Source organism: Bradyrhizobium zhengyangense (assembly GCF_022012435.1).
GTDB classification, from domain to species: Bacteria; Pseudomonadota; Alphaproteobacteria; order Rhizobiales; family Xanthobacteraceae; genus Bradyrhizobium; species Bradyrhizobium zhengyangense.
Genome location: NZ_JAKLUA010000005.1, coordinates 443,964 through 459,289, shown reverse-complemented (window position 1 = coordinate 459,289; position 15,326 = coordinate 443,964). Strand labels below are relative to the sequence as shown.

The following is a 15,326-nucleotide window of genomic DNA, read 5'->3' as shown; positions in this document are numbered from 1 at the left end:
CTTTCGCCACGTTTTCGGTGTCATCGCCCGCGAGGGCGGGCGATCCAGTACGCCGCGGCTTCTCGGTCAATCACAACTGTCTCGGAGTACTGGATGCCCCGCCTTCGCGGGGCATGACAATGAGTGGTGATTATACCCTCACCGGCCCCAGCGCATCGAAATGTCCGCGCCTCTGTAGCCAGACCAGCAGCACCAGGCTCGGGATAGCCACCAGCACGCAGATCACGAAGAACAGCGGCCAGCCGGTTGCGGCAGCCACGAAGCCGGCGCCTGACGAGAGATAGGTTCGCCCCACCGCCGCGAGCGCGGTGAGCAGCGCATATTGCGTCGCCGTGTGCAGCGGGTTCTGGCAGAGCGCGGAGAGATAGGCGACGAAGATCACGGTGCCGATGGCGCTGGTGAAATTCTCGGCGCAGATGGCGAGCGCCAGCGCCCATTGACTGGTGCCGACCACAGCGAGCCAGGAGAAGGTGAGGTTGGCCAGCGCCTGCACCACGCCGCCGATGCAGAGCGAAGTTGCCAGCGAATAGCGTCGCGCAACGAAACCGCCGGCAAAGCCGCCGATCAGCGTCGCGGCGAGGCCGACGCCTTTCACGATCGCCGCATAGTCGTTGCGGGTGAAGCCGAGGTCGATCACGAACGGCGCCGTCATGGTGCCGGAGAATGCGTCGGTGAACTTGAACAGCACCACGAAGGCGAGCGCTGCGATCGCATCCTTGCGCGACAGGAACTCCGAGAAGGCACCGATCGCCGCATGCAGCACGCGCGTGAACGCGGTCTCTTCGTGCGTCGCGGCTTCGGCCCTTTCCGATTGCTCGGGCTCGGTGGCAACGAGCGCCGTGATCGTCCCGATCAGCACCATCGACGCCATCACTACATAGCCCCACATCCAGGCCGCGCTGCGGGTGATACCGGTGCTCTCGAAACCGGAGACGATGAACAGCGCCCCCGCGGTCGAGACCAGCATGCCGATGCGATAGGCCGCGACATAGGCCGCCATGCCGGCGGCCTGCTCGCTCTCGGGCAGGCTCTCGACGCGAAAGGCGTCGACCACGATGTCCTGCGTCGACGACGTCGTCGCCACCAGCAGCGCGCCGAGCGCGACGTAGAACGGCGAGCGTGCCGGATCGGTCATCGCCAGCAGCAGGATCGCGACGATCAGCAGTATCTGCGAAAACAGCAGCCAGCCGCGGCGCCGGCCGAAGGCTCGGGTGAACAGCGGCACATGCAACGCATCCACCAGCGGCGCCCACAGGAACTTCAGCGTATAGGGCGTGCCGACCAGCGCGAACAGCCCGATGGTCTTGAGGTCGACGCCGGCTTCGCGCATCCACACCAGCAGCGTCGAGCCCGATAGCGCCAGCGGTAGCCCTGAGGAGAAACCGAGGAACAGCACAATCAGCACCCGCGGTTGCAGATAAACAGCCAGGCTGTCGCGCCATGAGGTCGCGGGAGCATCGGTGCCGGCGGAGGAGGTCGCGTCGGGTGCGGTCATGTGGAGGTGTTAGCAGATTCTGGGCGAAAAAACTCCCACGGCAGTAGTGAGGCGGAAGTCCTCAACGCACCCTCAGTGTCATCGTCCGCGAAGGCGGACGATCCAGTAATCACCAGCGTTTCGGTTCAATCGCCACCGTCGCGGCGTACTCGATACCCGGCCTTCGCGCGGTATGACGCCATCATGGTGGCCCGGCTATAGCGGGATAAAGATCATCCCAATTCGGGTTGTCTTTCTCGATCAATCGGACCTTCCAGGCCCGATTCCATTTCTTGAGCCGCTTCTCTCGTTTGATCGCGTTCTCTGGATCGTCGAACTGCTCGAAATAGACGAGCCTTGCTACGTCGTACTTTTCCGTGAAGCTCTCGATGAGTTTTGACTTGTGCTCAGCCACGCGGCGGATGAGATCATTCGTTACGCCAATGTAGAGCGTGCCGCCGATCTTGCTGGCGAGAATGTAGACGTAGTAGGAGCGTGCGCCCATCTGCCGTCTCTCCTGTCTTCGTCCGCGAAGGCGGACGATCCAGTACCCACCAGCGTCTCGGTTCAATCGCAACCGACGCGGCGTACTGGATGCCCCGCCTTCGCGGGGCATGACAGTGTGCCGTAAATCTACTCCCCCGCCTGGAGCTTCCTCGGGAACAGCTCCGGCGTCCCTGTCGCCACCAGCCGCGGGCCTTCGGGCGCGTCCGTCTTGCTGAAATCCAGCTCCTCGATCCTTCCGGCCCGCTTCTCGATCTTGTCGGCGGAGATCAGGATCTGGCGGACGTCTTCGTTGGCATCGGCAAAGTGCTTCTGCAATTTAAGCACGCGGTCGCGCAGGCGGCCCAGATCGTCGCCGAGCTTGATCACCTCGGTCTGGATCTGGTCGGCGGCATCGCGCATGCGCGCGTCCTTCATGATCTGCTGCATGACCTGGATCGCAAGCATCAAGAGCGACGGCGACACCAGCACCACGCGGGCGCGATAGGCCTTCTGGATCACGTCGTCGAAACCGTCGTGGATCTCGGCGTAGACCGATTCCGACGGCACGAACATCAGCGCCATCTCCTGGGTCTCGCCGGTGACGAGGTATTTTTCCGCGATGTCGCTGACATGCTTCATCACGTCGCCGCGCAGCCGCTGCGTGGCGAGGCGCTTCTCCTCGTCCGTGCGGGCATCGTGCAGCGCGGTCATCGCCTCCAGCGGGAATTTCGCGTCGATGCAGAGCGGGCGCTGGTCGGGCAGGAACACCACGCAGTCGGGCCGTTTTCCGGTCGAGAGCGTGAACTGGAATTCGTAAGCACCCTTCGGCAGGCCGTCCTGGACGATCGCCTCCATCCGCGCCTGGCCAAACGCGCCGCGCGACTGCTTGTTGGCGAGCACGTCGCGCAGGGTGGTCACTTGCGTGGTGAGGTCGGTGAGGTTCTTGTGCGCGTTGTCGATGATACCGAGCCGCTCGTGCAGCGCGCGCAGGCTCTCCATGGTGTTGCGGGTGGAGTGTTCCATGGACTGGCCGACCCGATGGGTCACCGAATCCAGCCGTTCGTTGACCGCGCGCGCCATCTCGGCCTGGCGGCCGGCCAGCGCCTGGGTCATGGCGTCGGCGCGGCCGGCGGCCTCGCTCTGGGCGTGCAGGACCTGGCTGAGGCGCTCCTCGAGCTCGTCGGCCCGGATCGCGTGCGCCATCGCCAGTTCCGCCCCGCGCCGCCCGGAGCGCGCGATCACGACCGCAATGACGATCAGTAGGATGAGAACCAGCGCGCCGAAGCCGATCAGCGCATCGATTCCGCGCACCGGCCAGTCGCCCAGCATGAAAATGATCTCGTTCATGCTGCCCTTCTATCCGATTCGCCAGGGTGCACGAACGAATAGCGAACATTTATAGTTAATCCATCCCTAATTTTTATGGTTAACGAAACCCGAAGTTTTATGGTTAGCGGACCGTTAACGCGTTCCCGGCCGCATTGACCGCTTGTCGCGCGCAGCTTAAATCGCCCGCCATGGCCCTCAGAGAAATCATCATCCTGCCCGACAAGCAGCTGCGCCTCGTCTCCAAGCCGATCGAGAAGGTCACGCCGGAGATCCGCAGGCTAGCCGACGACATGTTCGAAACCATGTACGACGCGCCCGGCATTGGCCTCGCCGCGATCCAGATCGCGCAGCCGCTGCGGCTGATCACCATGGACCTCGCCAAGCCCAACCAGGACGGCGAGACCAAGCCGGAGCCGCGCGTCTTCATCAATCCGGAGATCCTCGCCTCCTCCGAGGAGCTGTCCACTTACGAGGAAGGCTGCCTGTCGATCCCCGAATATTACGAGGAGGTCGAACGCCCGGCGAAGGTGCGCGTGCGCTTCATCGATCTCGACGGCAAGGTGCATGAAGAGGACGCCGAAGGCCTCTACGCCACCTGCATCCAGCACGAGATCGACCATCTCAACGGCGTGCTGTTCGTCGACTATCTGTCGAAGCTCAAGCGCGACCGCGTCATCAAGAAGTTCGAGAAAGCCGCCAAGCGCGCGGAGTAAGGTCCGATGCCCCTCCGCCTGATCTTCATGGGCACGCCCGATTTCTCCGTGCCGACGCTGCTTGAGCTCGTCGCGCATGGCCACGAGATCGTGGCCGTCTACACCCGCGCGCCGAAGCCGGGCGGGCGGCGCGGGCTGCAATTGCAGCCGACGCCCGTGGAAGAGGCTGCGCGAAAGCTCGGCGTGCCGGTGCTGACGCCGAAGACGCTGAAGACGCCGGAGGCGCTGGAGGAGTTTCGCGCGTTCGATGCCGATGCCGCCGTCGTCGTCGCCTATGGGATGATCCTGCCGCAGGCGATCCTCGATGCGCCAAAGCTCGGCTGTTACAACCTTCACGCCTCTCTGCTGCCGCGCTGGCGCGGTGCAGCGCCGATCAACCGCGCGATCATGGCAGGCGATGCCGAGAGCGGCGTCATGGTGATGAAGATGGATGTCGGCCTCGATACCGGCGACGTCGCCATGGCCGAGCGTCTGCCGATATCAGACAACATGACCGCGGTCGATCTGCATGATCGCCTCTCCCGCCTCGGCGCCGATCTGATGGTGCGCGCGATGGCGGCGCTCGACCGCGGCGGGCTCCAGCTCAAGAAGCAGAGCGAGGAAGGCGTCACCTACGCCGCCAAGATCGACAAGGCCGAGGCGCGGATCGACTGGAGCAAGCCCGCACACGCGGTGTTACGCCACATCCACGGCCTGTCGCCGTTTCCCGGTGCCTGGGCCGAGCTTGCCGACGTCAGCGAGAACGCGCGCGTGAAAATCCTGCGTTGCGAGCTTGCCAAAGGCTCCGGCGCGCCGGGTGCGGTGCTCGACGATCAACTCACCATTGCCTGCGGCGAGGGCGCAATTCGCATCCTCGAGCTGCAGCGCGAAGGCAAGGCGCGGATGCCAGCGGCGGACTTCTTGCGCGGCGTGAAGGTCGAGCCGCCGATGCGGCTCGCCTGATGCCCCGCTACAAGCTCACCATCGAATATGACGGCGCGCCGTTCTTTGGGTGGCAGATCCAGGATACGCTGCCCTCGGTGCAGGGCGCGCTGGAAGCGGCGGTGAAGGCGATGACCGGCGCCGATTTGCGCGTGCATGGGGCCGGCCGCACCGATGCCGGTGTGCACGCGCGCGGCCAGGTCGCGCATGTCGATGTCGAGAAACAGTTTCCGCCGGGCCGTTTTCGCGACGGGTTGAATGCGCATCTGCGCCCGCATCCGATCGCGGTGCTCGAGGCCGAGATCGTGGCTGATACGTTCGAGGCACGCTTCTCGGCCATCAAGCGCCACTATCGCTACCGCGTCATCAACACCCGCGCCAATCTCGCGCTCGATGTCGGCCATGCCTGGCGCGTGCCGCGCCGGCTCGACGCCGACGCCATGCATGCGGCAGCCCAGCGCCTGCTCGGCAAGCACGATTTCACGACGTTTCGCGATACCGAGTGCCAGGCCAAATCGCCGGAGAAAACGCTCGACCAGCTCGACGTCACGCGCGACGGCCGTGAGATCATCATCGTCACCTCGGCGCGCTCGTTCCTGCACAGCCAGGTGCGTTCGATGGTCGGTTCGCTGGTCTGGGTCGGCGAAGGCCGCTGGACCGCCGACGATCTTTCCGCAGCGCTAGAGGCCCGCAACCGTGCCGCCTGCGGCATCGTCGCGCCGCCGGAGGGGCTGTATCTGATGAAGGTGGATTATTAGGCTAGGCGAAATACCGCGTCAAAATCCCGCGATAGACCTTCGTCAGCTTCTCCAGATCCACCACCGGCACGCGCTCGTTGACCTGGTGCATGGTCTGCCCGACCAGGCCGAATTCGATCACTGGGCAATAGCTCGAGATGAAGCGCGCGTCCGAGGTGCCGCCTGAGGTCGACAGCTCCGGCTTGCGGCCCGTCACCTCTTCGATTGCCGAGACGGCGAGATCGGTGAACGGGCCCGGCTTGGTCACGAACACATTCGAGTTCGACGGCTCCCAGACGATGCGGGCCTTGATGCGGTTGCCGCAGGCCTTTGTCAGCCGCGTCTCGACCAGCTCGCGCAAGGATGCCTGCGTGTGGTTGTCGTTGTAGCGGATGTTGAACTTGGCGCGGGCCTCGCCGGGGATGACGTTGAAGGCCTTGTTGCCGACGTCGACCGAGACGAATTCGAGATTGGAGGCCTGGAATTGCGCGCTGCCATGATCGAGCGGCTCGTCGCTGATGGCGACGATCAGCCGCGAAATATCGGGCACCGGATTGGAGGCGCGATGCGGATAGGCGACGTGGCCCTGCACGCCGTCGACGACGAGCGTGCCGGATTGCGAGCCGCGGCGGCCGACCTTGATGGTATCGCCGAGCGTCTCGACATTGGAGGGCTCGCCGAGCACGCAATGATCGAACTTCTCCCCGCGCTCCGCCGCCCATTTGAGCAGCTTGATGGTGCCGTTGATGGAGACGTCTTCCTCGTCGCCGGTGATCAGGAACGAGATCGAACCTTTTCCGTCGGAGCGCGCCTTGCCGCTGTTGGCGGCGAGATGCTCCAGCACCGCTGCGACCGAGCAGGCGATGCCGCCCTTCATGTCGACCGCGCCGCGACCGTGCAGGAAACCGTCCTTCACCTCGCCGGAGAACGCGCCGACGCTCCAGGCGCTCTCGTCGCCGGGCGGCACCACGTCGGTGTGGCCGGCGAAGGTAATGTGCGGGCCTTCAGTGCCGATCCGCGCATAGAGATTGTCGACGTCGGCGGTGCCGTCCTCGCTGAACGTCACGCGGTGGCAGGTGAAGCCGGCTGCGTTCAGTGCCTTCTCAAGCACGCCAAGCGCGCCGGCGTCTTCAGGGGTTACCGAGGGGCAGCGGATGAGGTCGCGGGCAATGGAGAGAGCATCGGTCATGAGCCCCGCTTAACATGCATGCCGCCGGGTGGGCTAGCGCTGGGAGGCACGAATTCGAGCTCGCGGCTCTGGTCCTAGCTTTTCGCAGGGGAGGCGGAATCGTCAGCGGCCTCAGCCTCCGGGTCCGGACCGAACCTGTTGGGCCCGATGGTGCCGCGCAGAAAGCCGGTCTCGACAAAGACGCAGAGCGTGAGGAGGGCGCTCGCCAATGCGAGCGGCAGCACCCAGTAGCTGTCCGGAAGTCGCTCCTCGAACTGCTTGTAGAGGCCCGGCAGCACGAAATACGCGAGCAGCCACCACGCGCTCTTGTCGCGGTCGTGCAGGCGCTTCACCACGATCGCGAGATAGATCCAGAGCAACAGTCCGGTCGCGACCAGCTTGAGCAGCAGCAGCGGCAGATGGTCCAGCAGCGACCATCGATAGGCTGTGGGATCGACGATCTTGAAAATGTCGTCGGCATCCAGGCTGAACGATGCAATCTTGCCGCTGAAGGCGACCATGATGCCCGCGCAGAGGAAGAGCAGCAGGATCATGCCGCAAAAGACAAAGATCAGGCTGCACCAGAAGCCGGCGCGGCCAGTGCGGCCGTCGAAGCGGAAGAGGTACCAGGTCCAGTCCATGCGAGAGGCTCCGGGCGGGAGGAGCCGCCCGGAAATTGGTCGCGATGGAGGGGGAGGGGGTTCGATCGCTCCTCGGCGTTGTCCCGGCCTTCGCCGGGACGAAAATGGAGAGGCGGTGTGCGTCGATCAATCCCGCAGCAGCTCGTTGATGCTGGTCTTCGAGCGCGTACGCTCGTCGACGCGCTTGACGATCACGGCGCAGGCCGTGCTCGGGCCGATCTGGCCGTTCTTCATCGGCTTGCCGGGCAGCGCGCCGGGCACCACGACGGAATACTCAGGCACCTCGCCCATGAAGATCTCGCCGGTCTCGCGATCGACGATCTTGGTCGAGGCGCCCAGGAACACGCCCATCGACAGCACCGCGCCCTTGCGCACGATCACGCCCTCGGCGACCTCGCTGCGCGCGCCGATGAAGCAATCGTCCTCGATGATCACAGGCTCGGCCTGCAGCGGCTCGAGCACGCCGCCGATGCCGGCGCCGCCGGAGATGTGCACGCGCTTGCCGATCTGCGCGCAGGAGCCGACGGTGGCCCAGGTGTCGACCATGGTGCTCTCATCGACGTAAGCACCGAGATTGACGAAGGAGGGCATCAGTACGACGTTCTTGGCGATGAAGGCCGAGCGGCGCACCACGGCGCCCGGCACCGCGCGAAAGCCGGCATCGCGAAAACGGTTCGGGCCCCAGCCTTCGAACTTCGAGGGCACTTTGTCCCACCAGTTGGCCTGGCCCGGGCCGCCGGGAATGACGTCCATGTCGTTGAGGCGGAAGGAGAGCAGCACGGCCTTCTTCAGCCACTGGTTGACCTTCCACTTGCCGTCGGCCCCGCGTTCGGCAACGCGCGCCTCGCCCTTGTCCAAGGTCTCCAGTGCCTGGTTCACGGCCTCGCGGACTTCACCCTTGGTCGAGGTCGAGATGCCGTCGCGCGCCTCGAAAGCGCTGTTGATGGTGGATTCCAGGGCGGACAGGGACATCGGGATTTCCTCAGAGGCAGACGGGGATTTTGATGGATTGGGAGGCTTTTTCGGGATTTGGAGAGGTGGAGTCAAGCTTGGTTCGCTGTCATCACCCGCGAAAGCGGGTGATCCAGTACGCCGGGCAGTCGTGATAAATCGGGATGGCGGTGATTACTGGATACCCCGCCTTCGCGGGGTATGACGGCTACTTGGTATGGGACAGCTTGCCCAAAAAACCCGCCAGGTCATCCGTGACGTGATCGACATGATCCGCATCGCGGCCCTCCAGTTCCCAATCCTCGCGCACCACGTCCTTGGTGCCGTCAGGCACCACCAGCACCGTGGTCATGCCGAGCTGATGCGGGACGGTGAGGTTGCGGGCGAGGTCCTCGAACATGGCCGATTTGGTCGGATCGACCGCGTGCAGATCGAGGAATTTCCGATAGGTCTGTGCTGCCGGTTTCGGCTCGAACTCGGCGGCGATGATGTCGAACACGCCGTCGAAATGCGTGGCAAGGCCGAGCCGCGCCAGCACCGCATCGACATGGTCGACCGACCCGTTGGTCAGGATCAGTTTCCGTCCCGGCAGCTTTGCGATCGCCGCGCCCAGCTGTGGGTTCGGCTCCAGCGGCGAATGGTCGATCTTGTGCACGTAAGCCAGATAATCGTCGGCGCGCACGCCATGCAGGGTCATCATGCCGCGCATGGTGGTGCCGAAGCGTCGGTAATAATCCTTCTGGATATTGCGCGCTTCCTCCGGGCCGACATTCAGCCAGTTGCAGACGAACTCGCCGATCCGCGCGTCGACCTGCTGCCACAGATTGACGTGATGCGGGTAGAGCGTGTTGTCGAGGTCGAACACCCAGGTGTCGACATGGCTGAAGTCGCGGGGTTGGGTCATTTCAACTCTCTATCCGGTAAGTGCAAGCGCTGCTCCACTCTCCGCCGTCGCCGGGCCGACACCGGTGTTTGTGGTCGCCACCATCACGGCACCGCAAACCGCAGCGTCCTGCCGCCACTGCTCATGTCCACCACGCCAAACCCCGTCGCCGCAAACCCGCGCGCGCCGCAATCGGTCTGCTCGTTGGTTTCGAACTTGGTCTCGCGGGTGCAGAGCTGCTTGTCGCCGCCCCAGTTCAGTGGCTTGTCCTTCAGCTTGATAGCACGGTTGTCGCTATCCACGGCTTCCGCGAAGCTGAAGATCTGCTTGGGCTGGCCGGTCACGTCAGGGTGCAGGCAGGTCTTGGGATCGATGCGATACCAGCCGCGGCTGGTCACGGACTTGCCGTCGTCGGTCGCGATTGCAGCCATCACCTTGTGCGGGGTGTCGTTGCACCAGGTGAGGCCGCTGGTGGACGGCGTCTGCGCCGCATCGACCATGGTCTTGAAGAAGTTTGGCGAGGAGACCAATTCGGACGACAGCCCGCGGCTCTTCAGAAACGCAGCGAGGGCGGCTTGCGTCTTCGGCCCGTCGACGCCGTCGATGGCACCGATGTCGTAGCCTGCGATCACCAGGAGGCGCTGGATGCCGGCAAGCCGCGCCTGCTCGTCGTCATATTCGGAATCCTCAGCGAGATAGGCGACGAGATTGCCGTCGTCGGCCTGCGTTGGCGTCACTTGCGTGAACGCCGCCTGCGTCTGGCCGCTGCGGCATTGCCGCGCAGCGGCGATGACGAAATTGTCCTGCGCCACGCACAGCATGTCATTGCCGTTCTGCGGGATCGGCGAGGCGCCGTAAACGCCGAGCGCGCGGGCGTTGAGCAGGATGCGGTCGGCAGTGAGCGTGCCCTGCACCACCACACGGCAGGTGGCGGGATCGATCCTGAACCAGCCGCGCGTCGCCGTCGCCGCCTTGTCGTCGATGCCGATCGCGGCCTCGACGACATAGGACATGCGGTTGCAGATCTTCAGATCGGCGAAAGCAGGCGCGGAGGAGAAGAACAACGAGACGGCGGCGGCCGGCAATGTCATCAGGAAGCGGGTGAAGGGGGAGCGGTGGCGCAGCGTCAGTCCCGTCATTCCGGGGCGATGCGAAGCATCGAACCCGGAATCTCGAGATTCCGGGTTCGCCCTTCGGGCGCCCCGGAATGACTGCTCCAGTTCTTTCCTCACTTGTGGATCAGCGTTCCCGTGCCCTGGTTGGTAAAGAGTTCGAGCAGCACGGCATGCTGCATCTTGCCGTCGATGATGACGACGCCCTCGACGCCTTGCTCGAGCGCGTAGATGCAGGTCTCGACCTTCGGGATCATGCCGCCGGAAATGGTGCCGTCGGCGATCAGTTTTCGCGCGTCCTTCACCGAGAGCTGCGGAATCAGCTTCTTCGACTTGTCGAGCACGCCGGGCACGTCGGTGAGCAGCAGCAGGCGTTTTGCTTTTAGCGCGCCGGCGACAGCGCCCGCAAAGGTGTCGGCGTTGACGTTCAGTGTCTGGCCTTCCTTGGAGGTCGCCAGCGGCGCCAGCACCGGGATCAGCTCGTAACCGATCAACTGGTTGAGCAGAGTCAGGTCGACCTTTTCAGGGTCGCCGACGAAGCCGAGATCGATCGCCTTCTCGATGTTCGAGCCCGGATCGATGATGGTGCGCGTCGTCTTCGACGCCTTCACCATGTTGCCGTCCTTGCCTGAGAGGCCCACGGCCTTGCCGCCGGCTTCGTTGATGTAGCCGACGATCTGCTTGTTGACGGAGCCCGCGAGCACCATCTCGACGATCTCGATGGTGGCAGCGTCAGTGATGCGCAGGCCGGCTGCGAATTCCGAGACGATGCCGAGGCGCTTGAGCATGGTCGCGATCTGCGGCCCGCCGCCATGCACCACGACAGGATTGATCGCGGTCTGTTCGAGCAGCACGATGTCGCGGGCAAAATTCTTCGCGGTCTCCTCGTCGCCCATGGCGTGGCCGCCATATTTGATGACGATGGTTTCCTCGTCGTACTGCTGCATATGCGGCAGCGCTTCGGACAGGATGCGGGCCTGGTCGAGCGGGGAGATTTCGGTCATGAGGCGGATCTCGCTGGCGGGACTAACGCGGCCTGCGTTCTATCTGATTGGCGGGCGAGGCGCAAAGTGGCGTTCTTCCCCTCTCCCACAAGGGGAGAAGGAAGAAGAGGTCACTCTTTTCCCGCCATCACGGCCGCCAGCGTCACCGCCAGCCAGCTCAAAATCATTGTCGTTCCACCCGTCGGTGCGGCCATCGGAAACAGTGAATGGCCGGCATATTGCCGCAAGGTGAGGTCGCCCGCGAACAACACCGCGCCGATCACGAAACCGAATGCTGCGATCAGGCCAATTCCGCCGTGCAGAAGGCCGCGCGCGAGCAAGGCGACCGCTGCCAATATGGCAGTTGCATGAAACAGCAGCATGGCGCTGGCAGAGGCAAGCCGGCTGGCGTCGCTGCCGTGGGCGGCGGCCGCGGCCAGCGCGACGCCGGCGGCGCCCATCAGGCCGGCAAGGGCAATCAGCAGGCGGGGCATCACTTGGTCCGCTCTTCCAGCAGTTTCGCCATGGCAGCACGCAATTCAGCCATGCCCGAGGCGTTGCGCGACGAGGTCGCGATCACGTTCGGGAACGCGGCCGGATGCTTGGCAAGGGCGGCTTCCGTCTCGGCGATGCGCGATTGCAGCTCAGAGGCCTTCACCTGGTCGGCTTTGGTCAGCACGACCTGGTAACTGACGGCGGAGCGGTCCAGCGTCTTGAGCACTTCGAGATCGACATCCTTCAAGCCGTGCCGCGCGTCGATCAGCACATAGACGCGCGCGAGCGAGGCCCGCCCCAGCAGGAACGTGTGGATCAGCTCGGTCCAGGATGCGACCTGGCTCTTCGGCGCCTTGGCGTAGCCATAGCCGGGCATATCGACGAGCCGCAGGTCGCTCTTCCCGGGGACCTCGAAGAAGATCAGCTCCTGGGTGCGGCCCGGCGTATGCGAGGTGCGCGCCAGCGCGTTGCGCCCCGTGAGCGCGTTGATCAGGCTCGACTTGCCGACATTGGAGCGCCCGGCAAAGGCGATCTCCAGCCCCGCCATCGGCGGCAGCGTCTGGATCGAGGGCGACGCCCAGATGAACTGCCAGTCGCGCGCGAACAGCTTTCGCCCGGCCTCGATCAGCTTCGCATCTTTGTCGTCGGTCATGCGAAGCTCTTTGTTGCACCGTCATTCCGGGATGGTCGGAAGGACCAGACCACAGGTGCGCAATTTTGCGCACCGGGGCATCTCGAGATTCCGGGTTCGATGCCTCGCATCGCCCCGGAATGACAGAGGGGGAAGGCTACGTCGCCTCAGTCGTCACTTTTTTTTTGAACACGTTTCTGATGTTGTCGAACAACTCCACCTTCACGCCGTTGCGGCGCATGATGAAGCTCTGCTGGAGCACCGAAAGCGTGTTGTTCCAGGCCCAGTAGATCACGAGACCCGCGGGGAAGCCCGCCAGCATGAAGGTGAAGATCAGCGGCATCCAGTTGAAGATGATCTGCTGCGTCGGATCCGGCGGCGTCGGGTTCAGCTTCATCTGGAACCACATCGTGATGCCCATGATGAGCGGCCAGATGCCGAGATGCAGATAGTGTCCGAACAGGGGAAGGGTGGTCGGATCGAACGGGATCAGGCCGAACAGCGTGAAGATATTGGTCGGATCCGGCGACGAGAGATCCTTGATCCAGCCGAAGAACGGCGCGTGCCGCATTTCGATGGTGACGAACAGCACCTTGTACAGCGAGAAGAACACCGGGATCTGGATCACCACGGGAAGACAGCCGGCGACCGGATTGATCTTCTCCTTGCGGTAGATCTCCATCATCTCCTGCTGCTGCTTCACCTTGTCGTCGGGATAGCGCTCCTTCAGCGCCTGAAGCTGCGGCTGGATCGACTTCATCTTCGCCATCGAGGCGTAGGACTTGTTCGCCAGCGGGAAGAACAACAGCTTCACGATCACGGTCACGAGCAGGATCGAGATGCCGAAATTGCCGAAGAACCGGTAGAAGAAGTCGAGGCCGAGGAACATCGGCTTGGTGATGAAGTAGAACCAGCCCCAATCGATCAACAGATCGAAATGGTTGAGGCCGAGTGCCTTGTTGTAGCCGCCGAGCCCGGCGAACGGGAACACGCCGACCACGCCGGCTTCCTTGGCGCCGGCGAACAGCCGCGCATTCGCGGTCGCAGTGCCGCCGATCGCGACGGTGACGGGGTCGAGCAGATAGTCGGTCTGGTAGGTGTGGACGTTGCCGTTGAGGTTCGAGGAGAACCGCGCCTGTAGCTGCGCACTGGTGTCGGGCAGCAGCGCCGAAGCCCAGTATTTGTCGGTCATACCGAGCCAGCCATTGGTGGCCTTGAAGCTCACCGACTTGGCTTCGTCGATCTTCTTGTAGGCATATTCCTGCAAGCCATCGAGATAGCCGATTAGACCTTCATGCAGGATGTAATAGCCGGAGACCTGCGGCGTGCCGTGGCGCGAGATCAGCGCGAACGGATACAGCGTGACAGGCGCGTTGCCGACATTGCTCACGTCGTCCTTGATGGTGAAGAGATAGTGGTCGTCGACCGAGATGGTGCGGCGGAAGGTGAGACCTTCGCCATTGTCCCATTTCAGCACCACGGGCGTGGCCGGCGTCAGGCTGCCGCTGCCGTCCTGCTGCCAGACGGTCTGGGCATCAGGCATCTTCGACGTCACGCCCGTCGCCGCCACCCAGCCGAACTCGGCGTAATAGGGCTCTGCGGTGCCGGAGGGCGAATAGAGGATGATCGGCGGCGATTTCGGGTCGACGGTCTCGCGGAATTGCAGCAGCGCGAGGTCGTCGATGCGGCCGCCCTTCAGCGAGATGCTGCCGGCGAGGCGCGGGGTGTCGATCTTGACGCGCGGCGAGGCCGCAATGGCGGCGTCGCGGCTGACGGTCGGCTGGGCCTGCTGGTTCGCGCCCGGCGCGGTGGTCGGCGTCGTGCTGCCCGCCTGCGGCGTGGCGCCCGGCGTCGCGGAGGCCGTCGGCTGCGGATTGGCCTTCTGCAGCTCGGTCTGCGCCTGCTGCTGGGCGCGCTGCTTCTCCATCGCCGGCACGTTGTAGAAGTACTGCCAGGCGATCAGCACCAGGCCGGACAGAATGACGGCGAGGATGGTATTGCGATTGTCAGTCATCACTATGGTCTCGTCATCAATCCGGTTTGCGGCTGGCGGCGGGGCTGGGCTTGGCCCCGCGTCCCCTGTGAGATTCCTTGGCCGTATGCCGCGCGGGCTTCGTGAACGCTATGCGCAGATCGTCGAGCATGGTCGTGAAGTCGCGCGAGAGCGCGTCTCTGCGGCCGACCAGCACGTAATCATGATGGGGTTGCATCGATACCGGATCGAGCCGCTTCACCAATTCGCGAAGCCGGCGCCGGATGCGATTGCGTTCGGGGGCGTTGCCGTTCTTTTTGGTAACGGTGAAGCCGATCCGGACAGGACCGAGGTCGTCGCGACCAAGACTTCGGCGGTCAAGGCTTTGCAGGACGAACGCGGGACTGTTCACCCGCGCGCCATTGGCAACGGCGAGGAAATCCGCTCGCTGCCTCAGCCGATCCATAATGAAATCCCGGAAAAGGGGGTCCGGCTCAGGCGCTCAGACGCTTGCGGCCGCGGGCGCGGCGGGCGGCAAGAACCTTGCGGCCGCCGGCAGTGGCGAGACGAGCACGGAAACCGTGACGGCGCTTGCGCACCAGTTTGCTGGGTTGATAAGTCCGCTTCACGGGTTTTTCTCCGCTGACCGGGCAATTTGCCTGTAGAATTGATGATAAAGTCCGGAAGATGCGGCTCAAAACGGGCCGTTTCCGGCCCCAGAAGAGCCGCTCCCGGTGTCGCACCGGGTCATCGCGGACAATTTGCGCGGCTTATAAGGTAGCGTCTTGTTTTCGTCAACGCCGCAGGACCGCACAGTTCCGGTGAATATC

At 64.0% G+C, this 15,326-nt stretch carries 17 protein-coding genes; 3 read left to right on the top strand and 14 right to left on the bottom strand.

Annotation, left to right across the window (positions count from 1 at the left end):
- Positions 1 to 130 precede the first annotated feature (130 nt).
- From L6637_RS19275 to L6637_RS19265, 3 genes are all read right to left on the bottom strand, one after another.
- Positions 131 to 1,495 (bottom strand): AmpG family muropeptide MFS transporter, encoded by a 1,365-nt coding sequence (locus tag L6637_RS19275; RefSeq protein ID WP_237859773.1) that lies wholly within the window; start codon positions 1,493 to 1,495, stop codon positions 131 to 133.
- Positions 1,496 to 1,676: 181 nt separating this feature from the next.
- Complete coding sequence (locus tag L6637_RS19270; RefSeq protein ID WP_237859771.1) at positions 1,677 to 1,979, bottom strand: GIY-YIG nuclease family protein; 303 nt, start codon at positions 1,977 to 1,979, stop codon at positions 1,677 to 1,679.
- 128 nt (positions 1,980 to 2,107) lie between these two features.
- Complete coding sequence (locus L6637_RS19265) at positions 2,108 to 3,307, bottom strand: DNA recombination protein RmuC (protein WP_237859769.1); 1,200 nt, start codon at positions 3,305 to 3,307, stop codon at positions 2,108 to 2,110.
- A 170-nt stretch (positions 3,308 to 3,477) separates the two neighbouring features.
- Here L6637_RS19265 and def point away from each other — a divergent pair, with 170 nt between their 5' ends.
- From def to truA, 3 genes are read left to right on the top strand one after another with little or no spacing between them, the layout of a single operon-like run.
- Positions 3,478 to 4,002 carry a peptide deformylase gene (gene def / locus L6637_RS19260; protein WP_237859767.1) on the top strand — a complete coding sequence of 175 codons (525 nt, stop codon included), beginning with the start codon at positions 3,478 to 3,480 and terminating at the stop codon, positions 4,000 to 4,002.
- A 6-nt stretch (positions 4,003 to 4,008) separates the two neighbouring features.
- Positions 4,009 to 4,944 carry a methionyl-tRNA formyltransferase gene (fmt, locus tag L6637_RS19255; protein WP_237859765.1) on the top strand — a complete coding sequence of 312 codons (936 nt, stop codon included), beginning with the start codon at positions 4,009 to 4,011 and terminating at the stop codon, positions 4,942 to 4,944.
- Positions 4,944 to 5,681 carry a tRNA pseudouridine(38-40) synthase TruA gene (truA, locus tag L6637_RS19250; protein WP_237859763.1) on the top strand — a complete coding sequence of 246 codons (738 nt, stop codon included), beginning with the start codon at positions 4,944 to 4,946 and terminating at the stop codon, positions 5,679 to 5,681. Before fmt ends, truA begins: the two co-directional genes overlap by 1 nt.
- Before the next feature lies 1 nt (position 5,682).
- Here the strand turns inward: truA and dapE are convergent, their stop codons facing one another.
- The 11 genes from dapE to rpmH all read right to left on the bottom strand — a co-directional run bounded on the left by dapE (position 5,683) and on the right by rpmH (position 15,125).
- Positions 5,683 to 6,849, bottom strand: coding sequence for a succinyl-diaminopimelate desuccinylase (gene dapE, locus L6637_RS19245; protein WP_237859761.1), 1,167 nt, complete (start codon positions 6,847 to 6,849; stop codon positions 5,683 to 5,685).
- A gap of 74 nt (positions 6,850 to 6,923) precedes the next feature.
- Positions 6,924 to 7,469, bottom strand: coding sequence for a DUF805 domain-containing protein (locus L6637_RS19240; RefSeq protein ID WP_237871684.1), 546 nt, complete (start codon positions 7,467 to 7,469; stop codon positions 6,924 to 6,926).
- A gap of 126 nt (positions 7,470 to 7,595) precedes the next feature.
- The gene (gene dapD / locus L6637_RS19235) at positions 7,596 to 8,441 is read right to left on the bottom strand and encodes a 2,3,4,5-tetrahydropyridine-2,6-dicarboxylate N-succinyltransferase (RefSeq protein ID WP_237859756.1); all 846 of its coding nucleotides are present in this window, start codon (positions 8,439 to 8,441) and stop codon (positions 7,596 to 7,598) included.
- A 187-nt stretch (positions 8,442 to 8,628) separates the two neighbouring features.
- The gene (locus L6637_RS19230) at positions 8,629 to 9,324 is read right to left on the bottom strand and encodes a pyrimidine 5'-nucleotidase (protein WP_237859754.1); all 696 of its coding nucleotides are present in this window, start codon (positions 9,322 to 9,324) and stop codon (positions 8,629 to 8,631) included.
- An 83-nt stretch (positions 9,325 to 9,407) separates the two neighbouring features.
- Complete coding sequence (locus L6637_RS19225) at positions 9,408 to 10,394, bottom strand: DUF1036 domain-containing protein (protein WP_237861288.1); 987 nt, start codon at positions 10,392 to 10,394, stop codon at positions 9,408 to 9,410.
- A 137-nt stretch (positions 10,395 to 10,531) separates the two neighbouring features.
- Positions 10,532 to 11,419 carry an acetylglutamate kinase gene (gene argB / locus L6637_RS19220; protein ID WP_237859752.1) on the bottom strand — a complete coding sequence of 296 codons (888 nt, stop codon included), beginning with the start codon at positions 11,417 to 11,419 and terminating at the stop codon, positions 10,532 to 10,534.
- Between the two features lie 110 nt (positions 11,420 to 11,529).
- Positions 11,530 to 11,892: a DUF423 domain-containing protein gene (locus tag L6637_RS19215; RefSeq protein ID WP_237859750.1), complete on the bottom strand. Its 363-nt coding sequence runs from the start codon at positions 11,890 to 11,892 to the stop codon at positions 11,530 to 11,532.
- Positions 11,892 to 12,545 carry a ribosome biogenesis GTP-binding protein YihA/YsxC gene (yihA, locus tag L6637_RS19210; RefSeq protein WP_237859748.1) on the bottom strand — a complete coding sequence of 218 codons (654 nt, stop codon included), beginning with the start codon at positions 12,543 to 12,545 and terminating at the stop codon, positions 11,892 to 11,894. Before yihA ends, L6637_RS19215 begins: the two co-directional genes overlap by 1 nt.
- 136 nt (positions 12,546 to 12,681) lie before the next feature.
- A complete protein-coding gene (yidC, locus tag L6637_RS19205) occupies positions 12,682 to 14,538 on the bottom strand; it encodes a membrane protein insertase YidC (RefSeq protein WP_237859747.1) in 1,857 nt (618 codons plus the stop codon).
- 16 nt (positions 14,539 to 14,554) lie between these two features.
- Positions 14,555 to 14,962 carry a ribonuclease P protein component gene (rnpA, locus tag L6637_RS19200; protein ID WP_237859745.1) on the bottom strand — a complete coding sequence of 136 codons (408 nt, stop codon included), beginning with the start codon at positions 14,960 to 14,962 and terminating at the stop codon, positions 14,555 to 14,557.
- Positions 14,963 to 14,990: 28 nt separating this feature from the next.
- Positions 14,991 to 15,125, bottom strand: a complete 135-nt coding sequence (gene rpmH / locus L6637_RS19195; protein WP_008542748.1) for a 50S ribosomal protein L34 — start codon at positions 15,123 to 15,125, stop codon at positions 14,991 to 14,993.
- Positions 15,126 to 15,326: the final 201 nt, after the last annotated feature.

Bases quoted from the DNA above. Each gene is read 5' to 3' on its own strand.
- L6637_RS19270 (WP_237859771.1), bottom strand. From the start codon at position 1,979: ATGGGCGCACGCTCCTACTACGTCTACATTCTCGCCAGCAAGATCGGC.
- def (WP_237859767.1), top strand. From the start codon at position 3,478: ATGGCCCTCAGAGAAATCATCATCCTGCCCGACAAGCAGCTGCGCCTC.
- dapE (WP_237859761.1), bottom strand. From the start codon at position 6,849: ATGACCGATGCTCTCTCCATTGCCCGCGACCTCATCCGCTGCCCCTCG.
- L6637_RS19275 (WP_237859773.1), bottom strand. From the start codon at position 1,495: ATGACCGCACCCGACGCGACCTCCTCCGCCGGCACCGATGCTCCCGCG.
- dapD (WP_237859756.1), bottom strand. From the start codon at position 8,441: ATGTCCCTGTCCGCCCTGGAATCCACCATCAACAGCGCTTTCGAGGCG.
- L6637_RS19225 (WP_237861288.1), bottom strand. From the start codon at position 10,394: ATGACATTGCCGGCCGCCGCCGTCTCGTTGTTCTTCTCCTCCGCGCCT.
- argB (WP_237859752.1), bottom strand. From the start codon at position 11,419: ATGACCGAAATCTCCCCGCTCGACCAGGCCCGCATCCTGTCCGAAGCG.
- truA (WP_237859763.1), top strand. From the start codon at position 4,944: ATGCCCCGCTACAAGCTCACCATCGAATATGACGGCGCGCCGTTCTTT.
- L6637_RS19265 (WP_237859769.1), bottom strand. From the start codon at position 3,307: ATGAACGAGATCATTTTCATGCTGGGCGACTGGCCGGTGCGCGGAATC.
- L6637_RS19215 (WP_237859750.1), bottom strand. From the start codon at position 11,892: ATGCCCCGCCTGCTGATTGCCCTTGCCGGCCTGATGGGCGCCGCCGGC.
- yihA (WP_237859748.1), bottom strand. From the start codon at position 12,545: ATGACCGACGACAAAGATGCGAAGCTGATCGAGGCCGGGCGAAAGCTG.
- L6637_RS19240 (WP_237871684.1), bottom strand. From the start codon at position 7,469: ATGGACTGGACCTGGTACCTCTTCCGCTTCGACGGCCGCACTGGCCGC.
- rnpA (WP_237859745.1), bottom strand. From the start codon at position 14,962: ATGGATCGGCTGAGGCAGCGAGCGGATTTCCTCGCCGTTGCCAATGGC.
- fmt (WP_237859765.1), top strand. From the start codon at position 4,009: ATGCCCCTCCGCCTGATCTTCATGGGCACGCCCGATTTCTCCGTGCCG.
- L6637_RS19230 (WP_237859754.1), bottom strand. From the start codon at position 9,324: ATGACCCAACCCCGCGACTTCAGCCATGTCGACACCTGGGTGTTCGAC.
- yidC (WP_237859747.1), bottom strand. From the start codon at position 14,538: ATGACTGACAATCGCAATACCATCCTCGCCGTCATTCTGTCCGGCCTG.